Below are 19682 nucleotides of genomic sequence, written 5' to 3'. Positions count from 1 at the left end.
GCGGGGCTACGACTGGACACCCACCGAATCTACTTCGTCTCGAGCCGAAATCCGGATCCGGCGTTCCGCGAGCCCGGCGTAGACGCCCACCCCGGCGATCACGGCGAACAGCGGCAGGCCCAACAGCCAGCCGTACGGCCCCCGCGAGCGCGGCGACGAGGGCGCCGCGAGCGGCGTGGCGGCCGGGGACACGCCGGGCCGCGACCCGCCCGCCGAGGGTGAGGGCGACGGGCTCGGCAACCGCCGCGTGAGCGCCTGCAGCAGGTCAAGGCGGCCGAGGCCGTATTCGGCGTCGGGTCCGGCCGCGCCCGCGTCGGCCGCGGTCAGCCGGAGCCGGCGGACGATCTCGGGCGCCTTGAGGCCCGGGTAGGCCGAGCGCACCAGGGCGACCGCGGCGGCGAGGATGCCGGGCGAGGCACTGCCGTCGTCGATGCGGTAGCGGTTGCCGGTGTTCGTGGTCATGATCTGCGACCCGGGGACGCCCAGGCCCAGCCGGCGGCCGCTGGTCGAGCTGACCAGCACCTCGCCGGTGCGGCCGAGCGGCACCGCGGCGAGCACGCCGTCGTAGGCCGCCGGGTAGGGGTCGAAGGCGCGGCCGGGCTGGTCGCCGTCGGCCGCCACGATGATCGCGTCGGCCGCCTGGGCGTCGCGGACCGCCTGCAGCAGCCGCTCGCTGCCGGCGACCGAGTAGCCGATCACGATGACCGCGGTGCGGTGGGCGATCGCCGCCTCGATGCCGGCCGCGAGCTCGTCGGCGGACGGCTCCCGGGTCGGGGGCGTGTCGAGCACGATCGGCTGGATCCGGGCCCCCGGCGCGACCCCGATGACCCCGTCGGCGTGCTCGGGGCCGTGGCCCTGGCCGGCGATGATCCCGGCGAGCGCGGTGCCGCGCCCGTCCGGGTCGTAGCCGGTGCCCTCGGCGACCGGCGGGCCCGACGGCGCGGGCGTGGCATCCGCGCCGGCGCCGGCCGGGGTGCTGACGGCGACGGGGTCGAGCACGGCCCCGGCGAGGTCGGCGTGGGCGCGGTCGACGCCGCGGTCGATCACCGCGACCGTCACGCCCTCGCCGCGGGAGTGCCGGTTGGCCTCGGCGACGCTGAGGTACCGCAGATGCCACTCGTCGTCACGAATGACATCGGCCGGGGCGGCGCCCGCGGGCACCACGGCCGCGACGAGTCCCAGACCTAAGCCCAAGGCCACCGCGGCCAGCCGCTGCTTCATGCCGGACAGCGTGCCGGATCGACGCAAGTGACGCCACTCGCGCCGCTCAGACGGGGCGGATGCTCTGCGGGGCCTCGTCGGCGACGGAGTCGAACTGACGGTGCGTGTCGGGGATGGACACGTACAGGATCGCCGCCTCCGGCTTGCCCAGGTCCACGAGGGCGATGGAGACGAGCTCGCTCTTGGCCCGCAGCCCCGGCGTGTTGAAGTGCAGCCGGAACTTGAGCAGCCGGGCCGGGCGGCCGCCCAGCGTCAGGTCCTTGGCCTCGATCTGCTCGAGCTGGTTGCCCTTGGGGTAGAAGCTGACCCGCACGTCCGCGGCGATCTGGTCGCCGACGCAGTGCAGGTCGAGCACCATGCCGTCGTTGACCGCGGCCGGCACGTGGCCCGACAGGATCGTGGCGTGGTAGTCGGAGCCGACCCCGTCGTAGTTGGGCTCGGTGACGAAGTCCTGGCCGATGCGGTACGTGATCTTGAGTTCGCCCTGGTCGCGCCAGTTCTCGGCGAGCGGGCGCCAGGGCTCGCCGAACTGCTTGTAGCTGATTCCGGACTCCCCGTCGGTCGTGCGCGGCCCCGGCGGGACCTCCTCGCCGCCCGGGCGCGGGTTGTCCGGCGGGATGGTCGGCGGCGGGCAGCGCCGCGCCAGCTCGGGGCGGGTGTCACTGGGCGCCTCGGCCTGCTTGTTGAACAGGCCGCCCGGCGTGGTGGCGTTGTTGGTCAGCACCGACACGAGGATCACGACGAGCCCGACCGCGACGACCAGGATGGCCCCGCCGCCGAGCCACTTCATGATCTTCTGGTTGCGCCTGACCGGATCGTCGTCGTCGCCGCGGCCGTGTTCCAGCACGTCCGGCGGCGGGACCGGCGGCGGCGTCCCCGACCGCCCGACGCGCCCCGACGCGTAGCCCGCCGCGTCCCGCTGCTCGCGCCGGCGCAGCGGCTCGGCGGGTGCGGCTGATGGCGACGCGGGCACGGTGACCGGCTCGATCACGGTCTGTGTGTCCGGCGTCGCCCACGGCGAACTGTGCTCGGTCATGTCACCACCAGTGTCTCAGCCGGATGCCACGACGACCAGCAGCCCCCTCCCCGCTCAGCTGGGGATTTGCTGGAGGTTTCGGGTCACGGCTGCGGCTGGGGCGGGGGGTGCAACTGGGTGACCTGCGGATATCGGTGCGACTCGGCCGCCGCGACCGGACCGATCACGACGAGCGCAGCGGTGAGCACCCCGGCGGTGGCGACGCCCACCACCAGGGCGACTTCGCGAACGTGCGGTGCCTGCATGGTGCGCACTCCCCCTCGCATGCCCTCTTGGACAGCTTCGAGGAGGAGCCGGTTCCACCGACAGCCGCGTGTCAGAACCTTGCCAAAGCATTGAGACTCGGCCGTGACCTACACGGCCGGCAGCGCGGTGATCAGCTCGAGCAGCCCGGCCTCGTCGAGCAGGTCGGCGGGGCGGACGGTCTCGCCGCTGCGCACGTAGAAGAAGGCGGCCCCGACCTGCGCCAGCGGCACGCCCCGCAGCTCGGCCCAGGCGAGGCGGTAGGCGGCGAGCTGCACCGCCGCGGCGGCCGCGTCGGCCCCGCCCGGGCGGGCGCCGGTCTTCCAGTCCACGACGTCGAAGCGGCCGTCGTCGTACCGGTACACGGCGTCCATCCGCCCGCGCACGACCACGCCGGCGAGCACCGACGCGAACGGCACCTCGACGTCCAGCGGCACCCGGTCGGCCCACTCGCTGGCCAGGAACCGCGCCTGCAGGTCGGCCAGGGCGGAGTCGGGCGCGGCGTCCTCGTCGGCCGCGCCGGGCAGCTCGTCGAGGTCGAGCAGGCGCTCCGCCCGGAAGCGCTGCTCGAGCCAGTGGTGGAAGGCGGTGCCCCGGCGCGCGTACGGGTCGGGGCGGGCGGGCAGCGGGCGGCGCAGCGAGCGGGCCAGGCGCTGCGGGTCGCGGCGCAGGGAGACCAGCTGCGACACCGAGAGGTGCCCGGGCAACGAGACCTCGATGATGCCGCCGGCCCGGGGCGCGAGCCGGGCGCGCTCGGCCAGCAGCAGCTCGGCCTCGCTCGCCCAGCGCGCCACCAGCGGGTCGTCCACCGCCGGCGGCGCGGCCGGGTCGGCGGTGTGCACGAGCGCCGCGGCCGCCTCCAGCAGCGGGCGGCGGTGGCCGAGCGGGTCGGCGGGCCAGCTCGCGCTGGGAACGTCGGCGGCGGTCGGGTTCTGCGCGTCCGCCTCCGGCCTGGGCGCCCAGGCGTCGACGACACCGGCCCCGGCCAGGCAGCGCTCGCGGATCTCGTCCAGGAACACCGAGGCGCCGCGGGGCCGCTTGATGCCCTCGCCCCACCAGTACCCGCTGGCCAGCAGCAAGCGGCGGGGGCGGGTGACGGCGACGTACGCCAGCCGCCGCTCCTCGCGGATGTCGTGGTCGCGCCAGTCCCGCGTGAACTGCTCCAGCGCCCGGACCACGCCCTTGATGTCGTCGGCCTCGGACAGCTCGAGCGCGGGCAGCCCGGCGTGGTCGCCGCGCAGGGGGAAGGGCAGCACGCCGAGGCCGCGCAGCCAGTGGTCGCCCGCGTTGCTCGGCCCCGGGAAGACGTCCGTGCACAGCCCGGCGACGGCCACGACGTCCCACTCCAGGCCCTTGGCCGCGTGCGCGGTGAGGATCTGCACGGCCCCGGCGACGACCTCGACCTCGCCCGGGGCCAGGCCGCGCTCCTCGTTCTCGGCCGCGGCCAGGAACGCCAGGAACGCGCTCAGCGTGGCGCCCTCCGACTCTGACGCGAAGCGCGCCGCGATGTTCGCGAACGCGTCGAGGTGGCCGCGGGCCAGACCGGCGTCGCCGGGCCGGGCGGCGACCTCGACGTCGAGGCCCGTGACGCGCTCGAGGTCGGCGACGAGATCGGGCAGCGGCTGGTCGAGCCGGCGGCGCAGGGCGCGCAGCTCGCCGCCGAGCCGGGCGAAGCGGCGGTGGCCCTCCTCGGAGTAGAGCTCGGGCTCGCCGAGGTCGTCGAGGGCTTCGACCAGTACGGCCTCATCCAGCCGGTCCGCGAGCTCCGGCTCGGCGGCACTGTCCCCGTGGCGGCGGGCGGCGGCGAGCGCCCGGGCGCGGCGGTAGAGGGCGACCAGGTCGCGCGGGCCGATCCGCCAGCGCGGGCCGGTCAGGATGCGCAGGAGGGCCGCGCCCTCGGCGGGGTCGGCGAGCACCCGCATGATGCTCACGACGTCGCGTACCTCGGGCGTGTCCAGCAGCCCGCCGAGCCCGACGACCTCGACCGGCAGGCCCCGCGAGCGCAGCGCGTTCTCCAGCGCCGGGATCTGGGCCCGGGTCCGCACGAGCACCGCGGTCGACGGGCGGTCCTCGACCGGGATGTCGTAGGGGAACGTGTCCGGATCGACCTTCGCCGCGAGCCGCCACGAGGCGAGCACCCGGTCGGCGAGCCAGGCCGCCTCCTCGGTGTAGGTGTCGAGCAGGGCGCAGTGCACGGTCGCGGTCGAGGCGGGCTCGGCGAGCACGTCGGCCGGGGCGAGCTCGGCGACCTGGGCGCCGTACGCCCGCAGCGGCGCCGACAGCGTGTTGGCCACGTCGAGGATCTCGGGCCGGTTGCGCCAGCTGGTGGTCAGCTGCCGCAGCGGCGCCGGCTTGCCGTCGGGCCGCACGAACTCGGCCGGGAAACGCTCCAGGGTGCCGGCCGAGGCGCCGCGCCAGCCGTAGATCGACTGGCAGGGGTCGCCGACCGCGGTGACGGGGTGGCCCCCGCCGAAGAGCGCGCGCAGCAGCACGACCTGGGCGTGCGAGGTGTCCTGGTACTCGTCGAGCAGCACGATCCGGAAGCGGTCCCGCTCGACCTGGCCCACCTCGGGGTGCGCGGTCGCGACCGTGGCCGCGCGCGAGAGCTGGTCGCCGAAGTCCATCGCCTCGAGCAGGGCCTTCTTCTCGCCGTACTGCCTGATCAACGGCAACAGTTGCAGGCGCGCCTGCTGCCGGGAGAGCACATCGCGCACCGGCTTGGCCATCTTGCCGCTCTTCGAGCTCATCTCGGCGAAGAACCGGCCCGTCCACGCGGCCACGTCCGCGGGCTCGCGCAGGTGCTCGGCCAGGTCGCCGGCGAGGTGCAGCACCGCGTCGACCACGGTCGACGGGGCGGCCGAGACGGCGGTCATGTCCCCGTCGTAGGCGCGCACCACCGCGTCGGCGAGCTGCCAGCACGCGGCCTCGGTCAGCAGCCGGGTCGACGGCTCGAACCCGGCGCGCACGCCGTGCTCGCGCACGACCCGGGCCGCGTACGCGTGGTAGGTGGCCACGGTCGGCTCGCCCGCGATGAGGTCGTCGCGGCCGAGCCGGCGCACCAGCTGCCCGAGCCGCTGGCGGATGCGGTGCGACAGCTCGCCGGCCGCCTTGCGGGTGAAGGTGAGGCCGAGGATCTGCTCCGGGCGGGCGTGGCCGTTGGCGACGAGCCAGACGACCCGCGCCGCCATCGTCTCGGTCTTGCCCGACCCGGCGCCGGCCACCACCAGCATCGGCCCGACCGGGGCGGCGATGACGCCGGCCTGCTGCGGCGTCGGCGCCGGCAGCTTCAAGAGCCTTGCCAACTCCAGCGGCGTCATGTGACGTGACGTCCCTTGCCCGAGACGGGGCACGAGGTCTTGACCGGGCACACGCGGCACTTGTTGTTCACCACGGCGCTGAAGGTCGAGGCGGCCATCGTCTTGGCCGTGCGCCGCACCAGGGCCTGGGCCCAGTTCGGGTCGTCGGCCTCGCCCAGCGGCGGCTGGACCTGCTCGCGCGCGGTGTTCGTCTCGCCGCCCAGCTGCACCAGCGCCGCCCCGCCGGCCACCGTGGACTCCTCGAACGCGCCGAGCTCGATCGCCGCCTGGTACGCGGCCAGCTGCGGGTGCTCGGCCAGGTTGGCGTTGGCCGGGATCGACTTGCCGGTCTTGAGGTCGACGACCACGAGCCGCCCCTGCTCGTCGAGCTCCAGCCGGTCGACCCGCCCCTTGATCTCCACCGGCGCCTCGGGATCGGCCAGCTCGACCAGGAAGTCCTGCTCGATCGCGACGAGCCGGCGCGGGTTGCCGGCCAGCCAGCCGATGAGCTTGTCGAGCATGGTCTCGGCGCGGTCCCGCTCCCGCCCCGCGAGCCATCGGGCCGAGAGCTCGATCGCGTCGAAGCGGTCGGCGACGTACGCCACCAGCTGCGCCCGATCCGCGGTGGCGTCGGCGGCCAGCATCGCCGCGGCGTGCACGAGGTTGCCGATGGACTGCTCCGGCGACGGGGTCAGCGCCCCGCCGTGGCGTTCGAGCAGCCAGCGCAGGCTGCACCGCTCGACGCTCTCCACGGTCGACGGGGTCACCTGCACCGGCTCGCCCGGGTCGACCAGCGGCCGCTCGTCCGACAGCGCCGGCAGGCCCCACCAGCTGCCGGGATCCGCCCCCGGTACCTCCTGCTGCGCGAGGCGCGCGAGCAGTGCCGCCGCGCTCGCCCGCCGCCGCTCGGGCGCGTCGGGGTCGGCCAGCGCCACCCGCAGCTCGGCGACCAGCGTCGGCAGCGTGAGCGCGCGGGGCGCCTCGAACGCGGGCTGCTCCTCGTCGACGGACAGCTCGGTGAGGAACCGGCTCGGCTGCTCCTCGCCGTCGCCGGACGCGACCGCGGTGACGAGCACCCGCTCCCGGGCGCGCGACACGGCGACGTAGAACAGCCGCCGCTCCTCGTCCAGCAGCGCCGAGAGGCGCCCGACGGTCTCCATGCTCCGCCCGGCCAGCACCTCCACCAGCAGCTCCGAGCCCAGCACGCTGCCGCGCAGCCGCAGGTCGGGCCAGACGCCCTCCTGCACCCCGGCGACCGCGACGACGTCCCACTCCAGGCCCTTGGCGGCGTGCGCGGTCAGGATGCGCACCGCGTCGCCGCGGTCGGCCATCGGGGCGAGGTTGTCGGCCGGCAGGTCCTGGCCCTCGACGTGGTCCAGGAAGACATCGGTGCCGGCCCCCGGCAGCCGGTCCGTGAAGCGCGCGGCGGCGTCGAAGAGCGTCACGACCGCGTCGAGGTCACGGTCGGCGGCCGCGCCCCGGTGCCCGCCGCGGGCGCTCAGCGCCGACCAGCGCTCGGCGAGCCCGCTGGCCTGCCACACCGCCCACAGCACCTCCTCGGCCGTCGCGCCCGGGCGGGCCGCGGCGTCGCGGGCCTGCTGCAGCAGCCCGGCCACGGCGCGCGCGGGGCCGGCCCAGCGCCGCTCGACCATCGCGAGCTCGGCCGGGTCGCGCAGCGCCGCGAGCAGCAGCAGGCCCGACGGGCGCCGGTCCCCCGCGGCCAGCGCGAGCGCGCGCAGCCCCTGCCGCAGCCGCCGCTCGGCCAGCGGGTCGGCCCCGCCCAGCGGCGAGTGCAGCAGCGCGACGGCGGCGTCCTCGTCGAGCCGAGCGTCGTCCAGCGCGCACCGCAGGAGCAGCAGCAGCGGGGCGATCGCGGGCTGCAGGTGCAGCGGCAGGTCCTCGGACTCGGTCGTCGTCGGTACCCCGGCGCTGTGCAGGGCGCGCTGCAGCGGGGCGAGCTGCCGCGCGGTGGAGCGGACCACGACCGCCATCCGCGACCAGGGCACGTCGCGCAGCAGGTGCGCCTCCCGCAGCCGGTGCGCGATGAACGCGGCCTCGGAGGTCTCGGACGCGAACGTGCGCGTCTCCACGGTGCCGCCGGGCCGCTGCGGGAGCATCCGCCGGTGCCGCGAGGGGCCGCGCAGCCGGGCCGCGACCCGCCCGATCGGGGCGAGCAGCCCGGCCCCGAGCCGGCGCGAATGGGGCAGCGTCACCTGTACCGCACCGGGGAAGTGCTGCTCGAAGTCGGGCACGATCCCCGGGTCGGCGCCGCGGAAGGCGAACGTCGAGGAGTCGGGGTCGGCGAAGGCCACGAGGTGCCGGCCGTCGCCCGCGACGAGCTCCAGCAGCTCGATCTGCGCGGGGTCGGTGTCGGGGAGCTCGTCGACGTAGACGTAGCGCAGCCGCCGGCGCTCCTGGTGCAGCAGGTGCTCGTCGTCGGCCAGCAGCCCGGCCGCGGCCCGCACCAGCTCGGCGTAGTCGTAGGCGACCGAGCCCCGGCCGGTCGCGTCGCGCAGGGCGAGCACCTGCAGGTATTCGCGGAAGAACGCGGCCGCGGCGCTCCAGTCCGCGCGGCGGTGGATGCGGGCCAGCTGCGCCAGCCCGTCCGGGGTCACGCCGCGCTCGACGGCGCGCAGCAGCAGATCGCGCAGCTCGGTGGCGAACGCGCGGGTGGTGAGCGCGGCGCGCAGCGCCTCCGGCCACGGCGCCCCCGACTCGGCCAGCAGCTCCCGGATCACCAGGTCCTGCTCGGGGCCGGTCAGCAGTCGCGGGGAGGCCTCGCCGCGGTCGACGGCGGCGCGGCGCAGGAGGCCGAAGGCGTACCCGTGAAACGTCCGGACCATCGGCTCGGCCGTCGTGCGCAGCCCGCTGGAGCGGCCGAGCCGCGCCTCGATCCGGTCGCGCAGCCGCACCGCCCCGCGCCGGCCGAACGTGAGCACGAGGATCTGCTCGGGGTCCGCGCCCTCGGCGACCCGCTGGGCGACGGCCTCGACGAGCGCGGTGGTCTTGCCGCTGCCGGGGCCGCCGACGACGAGCAGCGGGCCGCCCGTGTGCTCCACGACGAGCCGCTGCCACGGGTCCGAGAAGACCGGGACGGCCCTGACCGCGGGCCGGCGCACGAGCGTGTAGGCACGGCTGCGGCCCGCGGGGGAAGCGGTCGCGGTCACGCGACCAATGGAACCACGGCCGCCGTCACTCCCGGGACGTGCCCGGCAGAGACGCCTCGATCAGGTCCATCGAGGTCTGCACGTCGCCGGCGTGGAGGATCATCGACAGGGCCGTCGAGCGCACGAACTCCTGCGCGGCGAGGGTGCGCAGCCACTCCAGCAGGCCGCCGTAGAAGCCGTCGTGGTCCAGCAGCAGGATCGGCTTGCGGTGCAGGTCGAGCGTCGCGGTGGTCCAGACCTCGAAGAGCTCGTCGAGCGTGCCCAGGCCGCCGGGCAGCGTGATGAAGGCGTCGGAGCGCTCGATGAGCAGCGTCTTGCGGGAGGCCATGCCGTCGGTGACCACCAGCTCGTCGGACTTGGTGTCGGCGACCTCGAGGTCGACGAGCGTCTGCGGGATGACGCCGTACGTGCGCGCCCCGCCCTCGCGCGCCCCGTCCGCGACCGCGCCCATCATGCCGACGCAGCCGCCGCCGGAGACGAGCTCGTGGCCGCGCCGGCCGATCTCGACGCCGAGGTTGTGGGCGAGGTCGAGCCAGCGCTGCTCGAGCCGCTGCGACGAGGCGCAGAACACGCCGATGCGCGCCATCAGCTACCGCCGCCCAGCTTGGTCTCGTCCAGGTGCTCGGCCGCCTCGCGGATGTGCTGCACCGCGGCGTCCACGTCGTCGGTGAGGAACAGCAGCTGCAGGTCCTCGGGGCCGATCTTGCCGTCCGGGAGCATCGTGTTCTGGATCCAGTCGAGGAGGCCCTGCCAGTAGGCCGTGCCCATGAGGACCACCGGGAAGCGCGTGACCTTGCGCGTCTGGACCAGGGTCACGGCCTCGAAGAGCTCGTCCAGCGTGCCGAAGCCGCCCGGCAGCACGACGAACGCCTGGGCGTACTTCACGAACATCGTCTTGCGGGCGAAGAAGTACCGGAAGTCGATGCCGATGTCGACCCACTCGTTGAGGCCCTGCTCGAAGGGCAGCTCGATGCCCAGGCCGATGGACAGCCCACCGGCCTCGGCGACACCCTTGTTCGCGGCCTCCATGACGCCGGGGCCGCCGCCGGTGATCACCGCGTAGCCGGCGCGCGCGAGGGCCCCGCCGAGCTCCTCGCCCATGCGCCACTCGGGGCTGCCGGGCTTGCTGCGGGCCGAGCCGAACACGCTCACCGCGGGCGGCAGGTCGGCCAGGGTGTCGAAGCCCTCGACGAACTCGCTGAGGATGCGCAGCGCCCGCCAGGCGTCCTTGGTCTTCCACTCGTGGCGCAGGTGGGAGTCCAGCAGTCGCTGGTCGGCGGTGCTCGGCGGGATGGCGTCGCGTCGCAGGGTCACCATGCCGCGATGCCGCTCCCGCGGCCGGCTGCGCTTGGGCTCGCTCATGCCTGTCACCGTACGTCCTCGCATGGTCCAATACGGCCATGGGGACACGGGGCTGGGCGGTGTCGGCGGCCGTCTGCAGCCTTCTGGCGGGGGCACTGCTCATCTGGTACTCGGTGCGCCCTTCGTCACCGTCCGGCGCCTTCGTGGCCCCCTCCTCGTCGCCGGCCCCGTCTTCGAGCCCGTCGAGCTCAGCACCCCCGTCGATCTCCGCGTCGCCGTCGAGCTCCGCCCCGCCGCCGACCTCGGCCCCGCCCGCGGTGCCGGGGCAGGGCAACGGGAAGTTCGACTTCGCGGCCTCCGGCGGCGAGCGCGTCGGCGGCGCCGGGCACCTGGTGCACTACGTGGTCGCGACCGAGCAGGGCTCCGGGATCGACCCCGAGGAGTTCGCGGCGGCGGTGCAGCACACGCTCGGCGACGCGCGGAGCTGGATCGCGGGCGGGAAGTACTCGTTCCAGCGCGTCGCGGCGGGCAGCGCCTCCGAGCTCACCGTGCACCTGGCCACGCCGTCGACCACCGACTCCATGTGCGCGCGGCGCGGCGTGCGCACCCGGGGCGAGGTCTCCTGCCGCGGCGGCCGCGACGTGATCATCAACCTGAAGCGGTGGCTGCTGGGGGTCGCGTGGTACCCGAGCGTCGTGGAGTACCGGCACATGGTCGTCAACCACGAGGTCGGGCACTTCCTGGGCAACGGGCACGCGATCTGCCCCCGCGCGGGCGCCCCCGCCCCGGTCATGGCCCGCCAGTCGTTCGGGCTCGAGGGCTGTGTCGCCAACGCGTGGCCCTACCCGGACGGTAGGACCTTCGTCACAGGTCCACCCGCGCCGCGATGATCGGACATTCTCGGTAGGAAAACGGGTGCAGAGAGCAACGTTTCCCCTTACCGTCGCGTCCTACCCGATATACCGGTGGCAGGCGTGGGGGTGTGACCGGCATGACACGAGTCGAGGCTGACCGCCAGAGGCGGCAGATGAACCGACGGATTCGCGAGGTGCTCGCGGTGCGCCGCATGCTGCGCACGCTCGAGCCGGCCACCGATGAGCCGCCGGCCTCAGCCCCGTAGCCAGCGGCGCATGACCTCCGCGCCCTCGGCGATCTTGTCGATCTCGACGTGCTCGTCCTGCTTGTGCGCCAGGTTCGGGTCGCCGGGGCCGAAGTTCAGGCCGGGGATGCCCAGCACCGCGAAGCGGGCCACGTCGGTCCAGCCGAGCTTGGCCCGCGGCGGGCGGCCGATCGCGCCGAGCAGCTCCTGCGCCGCGGGGGCGTCGAGGCCGGGCAGCGCGCCCGGGGCCGAGTCCACGAACTCCAGGTCGAAGCCGTCGAAGACCTCGCGCACGTGCGCCTCGGCGGCCGCCTCGTCGCGGTCGGGCGCGAAGCGGAAGTTGACCTCCACCACGCACTCGTCGGGGATGACGTTGCCGGCCACGCCGCCGGAGATGCGCACCGCGTTCAGGCCCTCGTGGAACTCGCAGCCGTCGATGGTGACGGTGCGGTCGCGGTACCGCCGCAGACGCTCCAGGACCGGGGCGGCCTTGTGGATGGCGTTCTCCCCGAGCCAGGACCGGGCCGAGTGCGCGCGCTTGCCGCTCGTGCGCACCATCACGCGCTGCGTCCCCTGGCAGCCGCCCTCGATCAGCCCGTGGGTCGGCTCGAGCAGCACCGCGAAGGAGGCGTCGGTGAGCAGGTCGGGGCGGCGGTCGGCGAGGATCCTCAGCCCGTTGCGCGCCGAGTCGACCTCCTCGCACTCGTAGAACACGTAGGTCACGTCGTGGCGCGGCTCGGCCTCGGTGACCGCGAGGTGCAGGGCGATCGCGGTGCCGGACTTCATGTCGGAGGTCCCGCAGCCCCACATGAGGTTGCCCTCGGTGCGCGACGGGAAGTTGTCGTGCAGCGGCACGGTGTCGAGGTGCCCGGCGAGCACGACCCGCTGGTCGCGGTTCAGCTCGGTCCGCGCGACGATCGTGTGCCCGAAGCGCTCGACCTTGAGCGCGGTGCCGCTCAGCGCCTCCTCCACGCGGTCGGCGATCTCGGCCTCGTTGCCGGAGACCGACTCGATGTCCACGAGCGCCCTGGTCAGGGCCACGGGATCGGCAAGCACGTCACGGGTGAGCATGACTCGACCTTAGACGGGCGGGCGATCCCGCGCGTGCGGTAGCGTTCGCTCCCGTGACGACCGCGTACATCGACTCCCCCGCCTGGGGCCTTGGCCTGGCCACCGTGACGTCTTCAGGACAGGTGCTGGACGCCTGGTTCCCGGCCGGCAACCTGGGCCTCGGGGCGTTCCCGTCCACCACCGGACTCGATCCCGCCACGGCCGTGGCCGCCACCGCCGCCTCCGTCGCGGACCCCGGCGGCGCGGCCGCCGCGGTCGCCGCCTCGGTGGCCGCGACCGGCCCCGAGTTCGGCTCGTTCGTGGAGGCGGAAGGCCCCCTCGGCCTGCGGTCCGAGATCGTGCGCGTGGAGATCCAGTCGCTCGGCGACGCGCCCGCGAGCACGGCCGACGTGTACCTCCGCCTGCACCTGCTCTCGCACCGCATCGTCCGCCCGCACCAGGCGAACCTCGACGGGCAGTTCGGCCTGCTCGCCAACGTGGCCTGGACCTCGGCCGGCCCGTGCCTGCCCGAGCAGGTGGACGAGCTGCGCGCGCTGGAGCGCCGCGCGGGCCGCCGCCTCACCGTGTTCAGCCTCGACAAGTTCCCGCGCATGGTCGACTACGTGACCCCGTCGGGCGTGCGCATCGCGGACGCCGACCGCGTGCGCCTGGGCGCGCACCTCGCCCCCGGCACGACCGTCATGCACGAGGGCTTCGTGAACTTCAACGCCGGCACGCTCGGCAACTCCATGGTCGAGGGCCGCATCTCGGCCGGCGTGGTGGTCGGCGACGGCACCGACGTGGGCGGCGGCGCCTCGATCATGGGCACCCTCTCCGGCGGCGGCAAGGAGGTCGTCTCCCTCGGCGAGCGCTGCCTGCTCGGCGCGAACGCGGGCGTCGGCATCTCGCTCGGCGACGACTGCGTGGTCGAGGCGGGGTGCTACATCACGGCGGGTTCGAAGCTGACCCTGCCGGACGGGCGCGTGGTGAAGGCTCGTGAGCTCTCGGGCCTGCCGAACCTGCTGTTCATCCGCAACTCGGTGAGCGGCCGCCTGGAGGTCCGCGAGCGCCAGGGGCGCGGCATCGAGCTGAACGCCGCACTGCACGCGAACTGAGCACGGGCCGGGCGGGCCTCGACCATTTCGGGGCCCGCCTGGCCGCTGCTCGCTTGGAACCCGGTGAGCGGATCTCAGCCGGTCGCCGAGGCCTACGCGGCGCCGGTGGTGTCGGCGCGAGCCCGATATGTCGGGCGCTACGCGCCACGACATATCGCGCTCCGGTGCGCGACGGTGCCGGTCAGAGCCGCGACGCGGCCGAATCCACGCGCTCGTCCGTGGCCGTGAACGCGACCCGCACGTGCCGCTCCCCCGCCGGCCCGTAGAACGCGCCCGGCGCCGCGAGGATCCCGCGCTCGGCCAGCCAATCCACGGTCGCCCAGGAGTCCTCGCCGCGGGTCAGCCAGAGGTACAGTCCGGCCTGCGAATGCTCGACCGTGAACCCAGCGCGCTCGAAGGCCTCGCGGAGGACCGAACGGCGGCGACGGTACCGCGCGCGCTGCTCCTCCACGTGCACCTCATCGCCGAGCGCCGCGACCATGGCGGCCTGCACCGGGGCGGGCACGATCATGCCGGCGTGCTTGCGCACGGCCAGCACCTCGTCGACGAGGGCGGCGTCACCGGCCACGAACCCGGCGCGGTAACCGGCCAGGTTCGAGCGCTTCGAGAGCGAGTGCACGGCCAGCACCCCGTCGAAGTTCCCGTCGCAGACCGACAGGATCGACACCGGCTCCGACTCCCACGGCAGCGGCAGGTAGCACTCGTCGCTCACCACGATCGCCCCGCGCTCGCGCGCCCACTCGACGACCTTGCGCAGGTGCGCCTCGGGCAGCACCTTGCCGGTCGGGTTGGACGGCGAGTTCACCCACACCATGCTCACCCGCTCCGGCCCGAGCGCGGTCAGCGAGTCGGCGCGGACCACGCGGGCGCCGGAGAGCAGAACGCCCACCTCGTAGGTCGGGTAGCACACCTGCGGAATGACCACGGTGTCGCCGGGGCCGAGCCCGAGCAGCGTCGGCAGCCAGCCCACGAGCTCCTTCGAGCCGATCGTGGGCAGCACGCCGAACTCGCCCGAGCCGGTGCCGCACCATCGCGTTACCCACTCCCGGATCGCCTCGCGCAGGCGCGGGGTGCCGGCGGTGAGCGGGTAGCCGGGAGCGTTCGACGCCTCGGCCAGCGCCGCCCGGATCAGCTCGGGCACCGGGTCGACCGGCGTGCCGATCGAGAGGTCCACGAGGCCGTCGGCGTGGCGGGCCGCGGTGGCCTTGGCCGGCTCGAGGCGATCCCACGGAAAGTCGGGCAGCCCGGCCGCAAGCGCGCGCCGGGCCCCGAAGGCCGTGCCGGTCAGTGTTCGCGCTCCTGGGGCGGGAGGGAAGCGACGAACGGCGCATCCTTCTCGATCTTGCCGACCTTCGACGCGCCGCCGGGCGAGCCGAGATCGTCGAAGAACGAGTAGTTGGCGCCGACGAAGTCCTTCCACTTCTCCGGGACGTCGTCCTCGTAGAAGATCGCCTCGACCGGGCACACCGGCTCGCAGGCGCCACAGTCCACGCACTCATCCGGGTGGATGTAGAGCATGCGGTTGCCCTCGTAGATACAGTCGACAGGGCACTCCTCGATGCAGGCCTTGTCGAGCAGGTCCACGCAAGGTTCGGCGATGATGTATGTCACGGGTCGCCCTCTTTCGCACCTGAGGCTGCCAACCTGGGGCTGGCAAGCCCCGCCGCATCCCTACCGCGGCGGTACGAGCCTAGTATCCAGGTTCACGGGAGGTCGATCGTGCTCGGGCCACAACATGTGGGACAGCGCGTCGTCGTGCGCCGAATCGTCGGGATGCGCGACGCACGCCCCGTGTTTTCGGACATTCTGGGCCAGCTGCTCGAAGCGACCGAGACGCATCTCACAGTCCGTGCCCGCACCGGCGCGGTCCGCGTTCCATTGCATGAGATCGCACGGGCCAAGCCGGTCCCGCCGCGCCGCCGTTTCACGCCGACCGAGTCGCTGGAGGCCGCCGCGGCACGGGGCTGGCCGGCCCGCGAACAGGCCAACCTGGGCGACTGGCTCCTGCGCGCGACCGACGGCTGGACCCAGCGCGCCAACTCCGCCCTCGCGATCGGCTCCCCCGACCTGCCGACGCCGGACGCGATCGATTTCGTCCAGCAATGGTACCGCCAGCGCTCCCTCACCCCCGCCTTCTCGATCCCGGTCCCGCTCTTCCAGCGCCTGGACGACGAGCTGGAGCGCCGCGGCTGGACGGCGATGCCGATGACCCAGGTGATGACGGTCTCCCTGCCGCACCTGCTCAAGGCCCTCTCACCGGCCTCGGCGCCGTCCGAGCACGCGGCCGGCACCGTCCCCACCACCCCGACTTCGGCCGCCGAGCCGCCAGGGCAACCGAGTCCGGCCTCGTCCACCGGCGAGGCCACGGCCGGCACATCCCCCGCCATTTCACCCTCAGCCACGACCCCGTCCACCGCGTCCCAGAGCCCGGGCGAGGCCTCTCCCACGACCGGCGGACGGGTCGAGCTGGCCACCGAACCGTCGGCGGAGTGGCTGGCCGCGATCGCCGGCCGCAAGGGCCCTTTGCCCGACTCGGCCCGGCACTTGCTCACGGCGGTGCCGAACGTGCGATTTGCGCAGTGGTACGACGAGCAGGGCACCCTCCTGGCCACCGCCCGCGGCTGCGTGGCCGACGACGAGTCGCGCTGGCTCGGCCTGTCCGTGATCGGCGTCGACGAACGCCTGCGCCGGCGCGGCCTGGCCCAGCGCCTGATCGCGGCCCTGGCCGAGTGGGCCGTGACCCTGGGCGCCCGCGACGCCTACCTGCAGGTGGAGCAGCGCAACACGGCAGCCGTGGCGCTGTACTCCCGCCTCGGCTTCACGGTGCATCACGTCTACTCGTCGCGCCGCCTGCTGACCGACTGACCAGCAGCCGGACCTCCGGCCCCGCACACACAGGACTGCACATTCGCGCATCGGCTCCCAGCCGCCCGGGCGTTCGCGCCACAAACCCAGCGCCGAACCCGGCGCCGAGTTGCACGTTCGCGCATCGGCTCCCAGCCGCCCGGGCGTTCGCGCCACAAACCCAGCGCCGAACCCGGCGCCGAGTTGCACGTTCGCGCATCGGCTCCCAGCCGCCGGAGCGTTCGCGCGGCAACCCCGCGTCGACTGCACGTTCGAACGCCGCACAGCCGGCGGCCGAGCCGGCGGAGGCGGAACTAGCGGCGAACGGCCTTGCGGGGCTTGGTGCCGGCTTGCTCGATGTACCGCTTCCAGGACTGCGACCTGTAGTCCAGCCCGGCCGTCATGAGCACCAGCAGCCCGATCACCGCGCCGATCGCGGACAGCCCGACGAAGTAGAAGAACTGGCGGAACACGAGCCCGACGCCGTTGCTGAACGGCCCCACCCCGGACACGAACGGCCCGATGAGCACGGCCAGCAGGCACGCGACCACAACGGCCAGCCCGAGCTCGCCGACGACGCGAATCATGGGCACCCGGCGGCCGTACCAGAACGCGACGGGAATCATCACCGCACCGACCGCGAACAGCGCCCAGAGCCCGATGGTGATCTGCTTGGCGTCATCGTCCCCGGCCGCGAACCGCACCACGAGCCGAGCGATGAGATTGACCACGAAGAGACCCCCCGCGACGAGCCCGACGGGCAACCACCGCTCCTTCATAGCCAGCCTCCGTCACTTCAGTTCCCCGATACGCCGAACCCTCGCGATCCCGGCGCGGGAACGTGTTTACCCGTCTACACTGCGTGCGCGCAAGACCCGCCGCCTCAGAGTTCGCTGAACCTCTCCCGGGAGCCGCTTTCGCGCCAGCGGTGAGTCCCCATTCGGCCGAATATTTCCGCACCTCGAACCGACGCTCGGAATCACCACCCGCGCCGCGTTTCCGACGACGCACAACGCGACGCTCCCCCGCCACCCGAAATCCAAACACGACGTTCGCGGACCCCGACGGGAACCGGCACTGGCCGGCCACTCGAACCGCCGGTCCAGACCGCCCGCAACCACAACGACCGCGCGACCCGAGGCCGGCCGAGGACCCCGCACCGAACCAAGCGCCGAAGCCAGTAGCCAGGCCGCCCGCAACCACGACGACCGCGCGGCCCGGGGCGGCCGAGGACCCCGCGCCGAACCAAAGCACCGAGGCCAGTAGCCAGGCGCCGTTATCAGCGCAGACGCCGAATCCGCCGGACGTCAACGAGCCGGCGAGCGTCAACGGCCGACCGCTCAGGTGCCCGCCGGCGTGGGCGGAGTGGTGTCCGGCGCAGGCACGCGCGGCCGCGTGCGCATGGTCGAGACGTACATGCCGATCGCGAACGCCAGCGGACCCGCGAACAGCGTCAGCAGCCCCACCCAGTTGTCCTCGGTGATGATCATGTCGCCTTCGGAGGTGCGGCCCGCCGCCATGATCCACACCACGCACCAGGCGGCCGCCGGCAGCAGCGTCGCCATCCGCCGCCGCGTCGTGGTGTAGGCGAACCAGCCCAGCAGCGGGTTGGTCACCAGCGCCATGAGCAGCGAGACGGGCACGCGCCACCCGCCGATGCGCAGCGGCGAGTAGAGCGCCTCGATGATCGCCAGGGCCGCCCCGAGCAACGTGGCCACGATCAGCCCGGCGACCGTGATGGCGATGTCGAAGGACCGCCGGGCCTCCGGCGACAGGTTGAGCCACGACCGCGAGGGCTCCGCGGCGCCCGGCCACACGACGTCGGACGGCACCGCGAAGCCGCCGTCGGGTGCGGAACCCGCAGACGACGGCTCAACCGGCGCGAACTCGGGCCCAGCCGCGGACCCGGACGCCGACGCGGCCGCGGGGCCGGACGCCGACGCCGACGCGGCCGTGGGCCCGGACGCCGACGCCGACCCGGCCGTGGGCTCGGACGCCGACGCCGACCCGGCCGCGGACTCCGCAACGCCGGTGCCGGAAGCAGCCGCGGGCGCGTCAACGGATCCGGAGCCTCCCGGGCCGCCGTGGACCGGGCCAGCAGAGGCCCCGGAAGCGTCGGTGGGCTCAACCGCGGACTCGCGAGCGAGAGCAGGCCCCGAAGCCGAACGCCCCGGCCGGGGCGGCCCCTTGCGCTTGGTCGTCACGATGCCCCAGGCTCCAGTCCGGACGCCCCCAGCGCCGAGGTCCCCAGCACGGCGGCCGACGAGACGGGCGGCTCCAGCACCGAGGCCCGCGGCGCCGGCACCGCCACGTCGAGCCCGGCGAAGAGGTCTTCCTCCCACCCGTGCGGCCCGACGCCGGGGCCCTTGCTCCCGCGCGCCAGCTGGTAATACTCCACGCCCATGAACTCGGCGCCGAAGTTCCCGGCGATCGAGAACAGCCACGACGTCGGCGGGATCTGCGTGGCGTGCGCCTTGAGGGCGGCCGTCTTCTCCTCCGCGAACTCGTGGGCGTCCACCCGCGCCGCGATGTCCGCGTCCGCGGTGCCGAAGGGCAGGTCCTCCGGACGCTCGATCTCGGCGAACGGGTTGTCGGACGAGCCGCGGAACTGCTCCATGCCGGCCTGCAGGACGGATCGGGGCACGGCCGTCCAGTACACCTTGGCGGGTGCGATCCCCTCCGCCTCGGCCAGCTCCACGGCCCGGGTCAGCACCCGGTGGGCCTGGATGTGGTCCGGGTGGCCGTAGAACCCGTTGGGGTCGTAGGTGACCGCCACCTGCGGGCGGGTCTCGCGAATCACCTCGAGCAGCTCACCCGCGGCCACGTCGAGGTCGGCGCCCCAGAAGGCGCGCGGGTGTTTGTTGGCCGGGGTGTCCATCATCCCGGAGTCGCGGTAGCGCCCGGCCCCGCCGAGAAAGCGGTGGTCGGTCACGCCCAGGTGGCGACAGGCGGTGTCCAGCTCGGCGATGCGATAGCCGCCGAGCTGGTCACCCTCGGCGGCGGCGAGCCCGGCCAGCGCGGGCACGTGGATCTCGCCTTCCTCACCGAGCGTGCAGGTGACGAGGGTGACGTGGGCGCCGTCGGCCGCGTAGCGGGCCATGGTCGCGCCGGTCCCCATCGACTCGTCGTCGGGGTGTGCATGGACGAACAGGATGCTCCGAGCCCTCACGGGGGCAACTCTACGGCCTGCCCCCGACACTTTTCCCAACCGCCACGGTCCGTGTGAGCAGCCACTCACCAAGAGTGACGCCGATGCCCGGTTCCGGGCCAATCACATGACAATCCGCCGGGCACGAGTCAACATTCCGG

At 74.0% G+C, this 19682-nt stretch carries 16 protein-coding genes; 3 read left to right on the top strand and 13 right to left on the bottom strand.

The features are described 5' to 3' along the window. Positions 1–6: 6 nt before the first annotated feature. The 7 genes from ACQP2P_RS04885 to ACQP2P_RS04855 all read right to left on the bottom strand — a co-directional run bounded on the left by ACQP2P_RS04885 (position 7) and on the right by ACQP2P_RS04855 (position 10325). A complete protein-coding gene (locus ACQP2P_RS04885; protein WP_433613678.1) occupies positions 7–1221 on the bottom strand; it encodes a S8 family serine peptidase in 1215 nt (404 codons plus the stop codon). A gap of 46 nt (positions 1222–1267) precedes the next feature. After that, on the bottom strand, positions 1268–2257 hold the full coding sequence (locus tag ACQP2P_RS04880; protein WP_433613676.1) for a hypothetical protein: 990 nt from the start codon (positions 2255–2257) through the stop codon (positions 1268–1270). Between the two features lie 83 nt (positions 2258–2340). After that, on the bottom strand, positions 2341–2502 hold the full coding sequence (locus ACQP2P_RS04875) for a hypothetical protein (protein ID WP_433613674.1): 162 nt from the start codon (positions 2500–2502) through the stop codon (positions 2341–2343). A gap of 108 nt (positions 2503–2610) precedes the next feature. Beyond that, a complete protein-coding gene (locus tag ACQP2P_RS04870) occupies positions 2611–5877 on the bottom strand; it encodes a UvrD-helicase domain-containing protein (RefSeq protein WP_433613672.1) in 3267 nt (1088 codons plus the stop codon). After that, positions 5814–8915 carry an ATP-dependent helicase gene (locus tag ACQP2P_RS04865; RefSeq protein ID WP_433618983.1) on the bottom strand — a complete coding sequence of 1034 codons (3102 nt, stop codon included), beginning with the start codon at positions 8913–8915 and terminating at the stop codon, positions 5814–5816. Before ACQP2P_RS04865 ends, ACQP2P_RS04870 begins: the two co-directional genes overlap by 64 nt. 73 nt (positions 8916–8988) lie before the next feature. After that, on the bottom strand, positions 8989–9549 hold the full coding sequence (locus tag ACQP2P_RS04860; protein WP_433613670.1) for a TIGR00730 family Rossman fold protein: 561 nt from the start codon (positions 9547–9549) through the stop codon (positions 8989–8991). Then, positions 9549–10325, bottom strand: coding sequence for a TIGR00730 family Rossman fold protein (locus tag ACQP2P_RS04855; RefSeq protein WP_433613668.1), 777 nt, complete (start codon positions 10323–10325; stop codon positions 9549–9551). The genes ACQP2P_RS04860 and ACQP2P_RS04855 overlap by 1 nt, the downstream gene beginning before the upstream one ends. Before the next feature lie 38 nt (positions 10326–10363). Between ACQP2P_RS04855 and ACQP2P_RS04850 the strand changes: the two genes are divergently transcribed. Continuing rightward, positions 10364–11155 carry a DUF3152 domain-containing protein gene (locus tag ACQP2P_RS04850; protein ID WP_433613666.1) on the top strand — a complete coding sequence of 264 codons (792 nt, stop codon included), beginning with the start codon at positions 10364–10366 and terminating at the stop codon, positions 11153–11155. Positions 11156–11373: 218 nt separating this feature from the next. Here the strand turns inward: ACQP2P_RS04850 and dapE are convergent, their stop codons facing one another. Next, positions 11374–12435, bottom strand: coding sequence for a succinyl-diaminopimelate desuccinylase (dapE, locus tag ACQP2P_RS04845; RefSeq protein WP_433613664.1), 1062 nt, complete (start codon positions 12433–12435; stop codon positions 11374–11376). A 53-nt stretch (positions 12436–12488) separates the two neighbouring features. On the opposite strand from dapE, the gene dapD reads away from it, so the two are divergent. Continuing rightward, positions 12489–13529 carry a 2,3,4,5-tetrahydropyridine-2,6-dicarboxylate N-succinyltransferase gene (gene dapD, locus ACQP2P_RS04840; protein ID WP_433613662.1) on the top strand — a complete coding sequence of 347 codons (1041 nt, stop codon included), beginning with the start codon at positions 12489–12491 and terminating at the stop codon, positions 13527–13529. A gap of 181 nt (positions 13530–13710) precedes the next feature. Here the strand turns inward: dapD and dapC are convergent, their stop codons facing one another. Both dapC and fdxA read right to left on the bottom strand, forming a co-directional pair. Then, complete coding sequence (dapC, locus tag ACQP2P_RS04835) at positions 13711–14817, bottom strand: succinyldiaminopimelate transaminase (protein WP_433618981.1); 1107 nt, start codon at positions 14815–14817, stop codon at positions 13711–13713. Continuing rightward, positions 14814–15140 carry a ferredoxin gene (gene fdxA / locus ACQP2P_RS04830; protein ID WP_433613660.1) on the bottom strand — a complete coding sequence of 109 codons (327 nt, stop codon included), beginning with the start codon at positions 15138–15140 and terminating at the stop codon, positions 14814–14816. Before fdxA ends, dapC begins: the two co-directional genes overlap by 4 nt. A 267-nt stretch (positions 15141–15407) precedes the next feature. Between fdxA and ACQP2P_RS04825 the strand changes: the two genes are divergently transcribed. Further along, the gene (locus ACQP2P_RS04825; protein ID WP_433613658.1) at positions 15408–16394 is read left to right on the top strand and encodes a GNAT family N-acetyltransferase; all 987 of its coding nucleotides are present in this window, start codon (positions 15408–15410) and stop codon (positions 16392–16394) included. A gap of 293 nt (positions 16395–16687) precedes the next feature. On the opposite strand, the gene ACQP2P_RS04820 is transcribed toward ACQP2P_RS04825, so the two are convergent. The 3 genes from ACQP2P_RS04820 to mshB all read right to left on the bottom strand — a co-directional run bounded on the left by ACQP2P_RS04820 (position 16688) and on the right by mshB (position 19491). Continuing rightward, entirely contained in the window at positions 16688–17152 is a 465-nt protein-coding gene (locus ACQP2P_RS04820; protein WP_433613656.1) for a hypothetical protein, read from the bottom strand. Between the two features lie 561 nt (positions 17153–17713). Then, positions 17714–18205 (bottom strand): hypothetical protein, encoded by a 492-nt coding sequence (locus ACQP2P_RS04815; protein WP_433613654.1) that lies wholly within the window; start codon positions 18203–18205, stop codon positions 17714–17716. A gap of 368 nt (positions 18206–18573) precedes the next feature. Then, positions 18574–19491, bottom strand: coding sequence for an N-acetyl-1-D-myo-inositol-2-amino-2-deoxy-alpha-D-glucopyranoside deacetylase (gene mshB / locus ACQP2P_RS04810; RefSeq protein WP_433618980.1), 918 nt, complete (start codon positions 19489–19491; stop codon positions 18574–18576). Positions 19492–19682 lie beyond the last annotated feature (191 nt).

The organism is Dactylosporangium sp. CA-139114 (genome assembly GCF_050955725.1).
Taxonomy (GTDB): domain Bacteria; phylum Actinomycetota; class Actinomycetes; order Mycobacteriales; family Micromonosporaceae; genus Dactylosporangium.
This window is presented reverse-complemented; position numbering and strand designations above follow the sequence as displayed.

Bases quoted from the DNA above. Each gene is read 5' to 3' on its own strand.
- ACQP2P_RS04885 (WP_433613678.1), bottom strand. From the start codon at position 1,221: ATGAAGCAGCGGCTGGCCGCGGTGGCCTTGGGCTTAGGTCTGGGACTC.
- ACQP2P_RS04880 (WP_433613676.1), bottom strand. From the start codon at position 2,257: ATGACCGAGCACAGTTCGCCGTGGGCGACGCCGGACACACAGACCGTG.
- ACQP2P_RS04875 (WP_433613674.1), bottom strand. From the start codon at position 2,502: ATGCAGGCACCGCACGTTCGCGAAGTCGCCCTGGTGGTGGGCGTCGCC.
- ACQP2P_RS04860 (WP_433613670.1), bottom strand. From the start codon at position 9,549: ATGGCGCGCATCGGCGTGTTCTGCGCCTCGTCGCAGCGGCTCGAGCAG.
- ACQP2P_RS04855 (WP_433613668.1), bottom strand. From the start codon at position 10,325: ATGAGCGAGCCCAAGCGCAGCCGGCCGCGGGAGCGGCATCGCGGCATG.
- ACQP2P_RS04850 (WP_433613666.1), top strand. From the start codon at position 10,364: ATGGGGACACGGGGCTGGGCGGTGTCGGCGGCCGTCTGCAGCCTTCTG.
- dapE (WP_433613664.1), bottom strand. From the start codon at position 12,435: ATGCTCACCCGTGACGTGCTTGCCGATCCCGTGGCCCTGACCAGGGCG.
- ACQP2P_RS04820 (WP_433613656.1), bottom strand. From the start codon at position 17,152: ATGAAGGAGCGGTGGTTGCCCGTCGGGCTCGTCGCGGGGGGTCTCTTC.
- mshB (WP_433618980.1), bottom strand. From the start codon at position 19,491: ATGGGGACCGGCGCGACCATGGCCCGCTACGCGGCCGACGGCGCCCAC.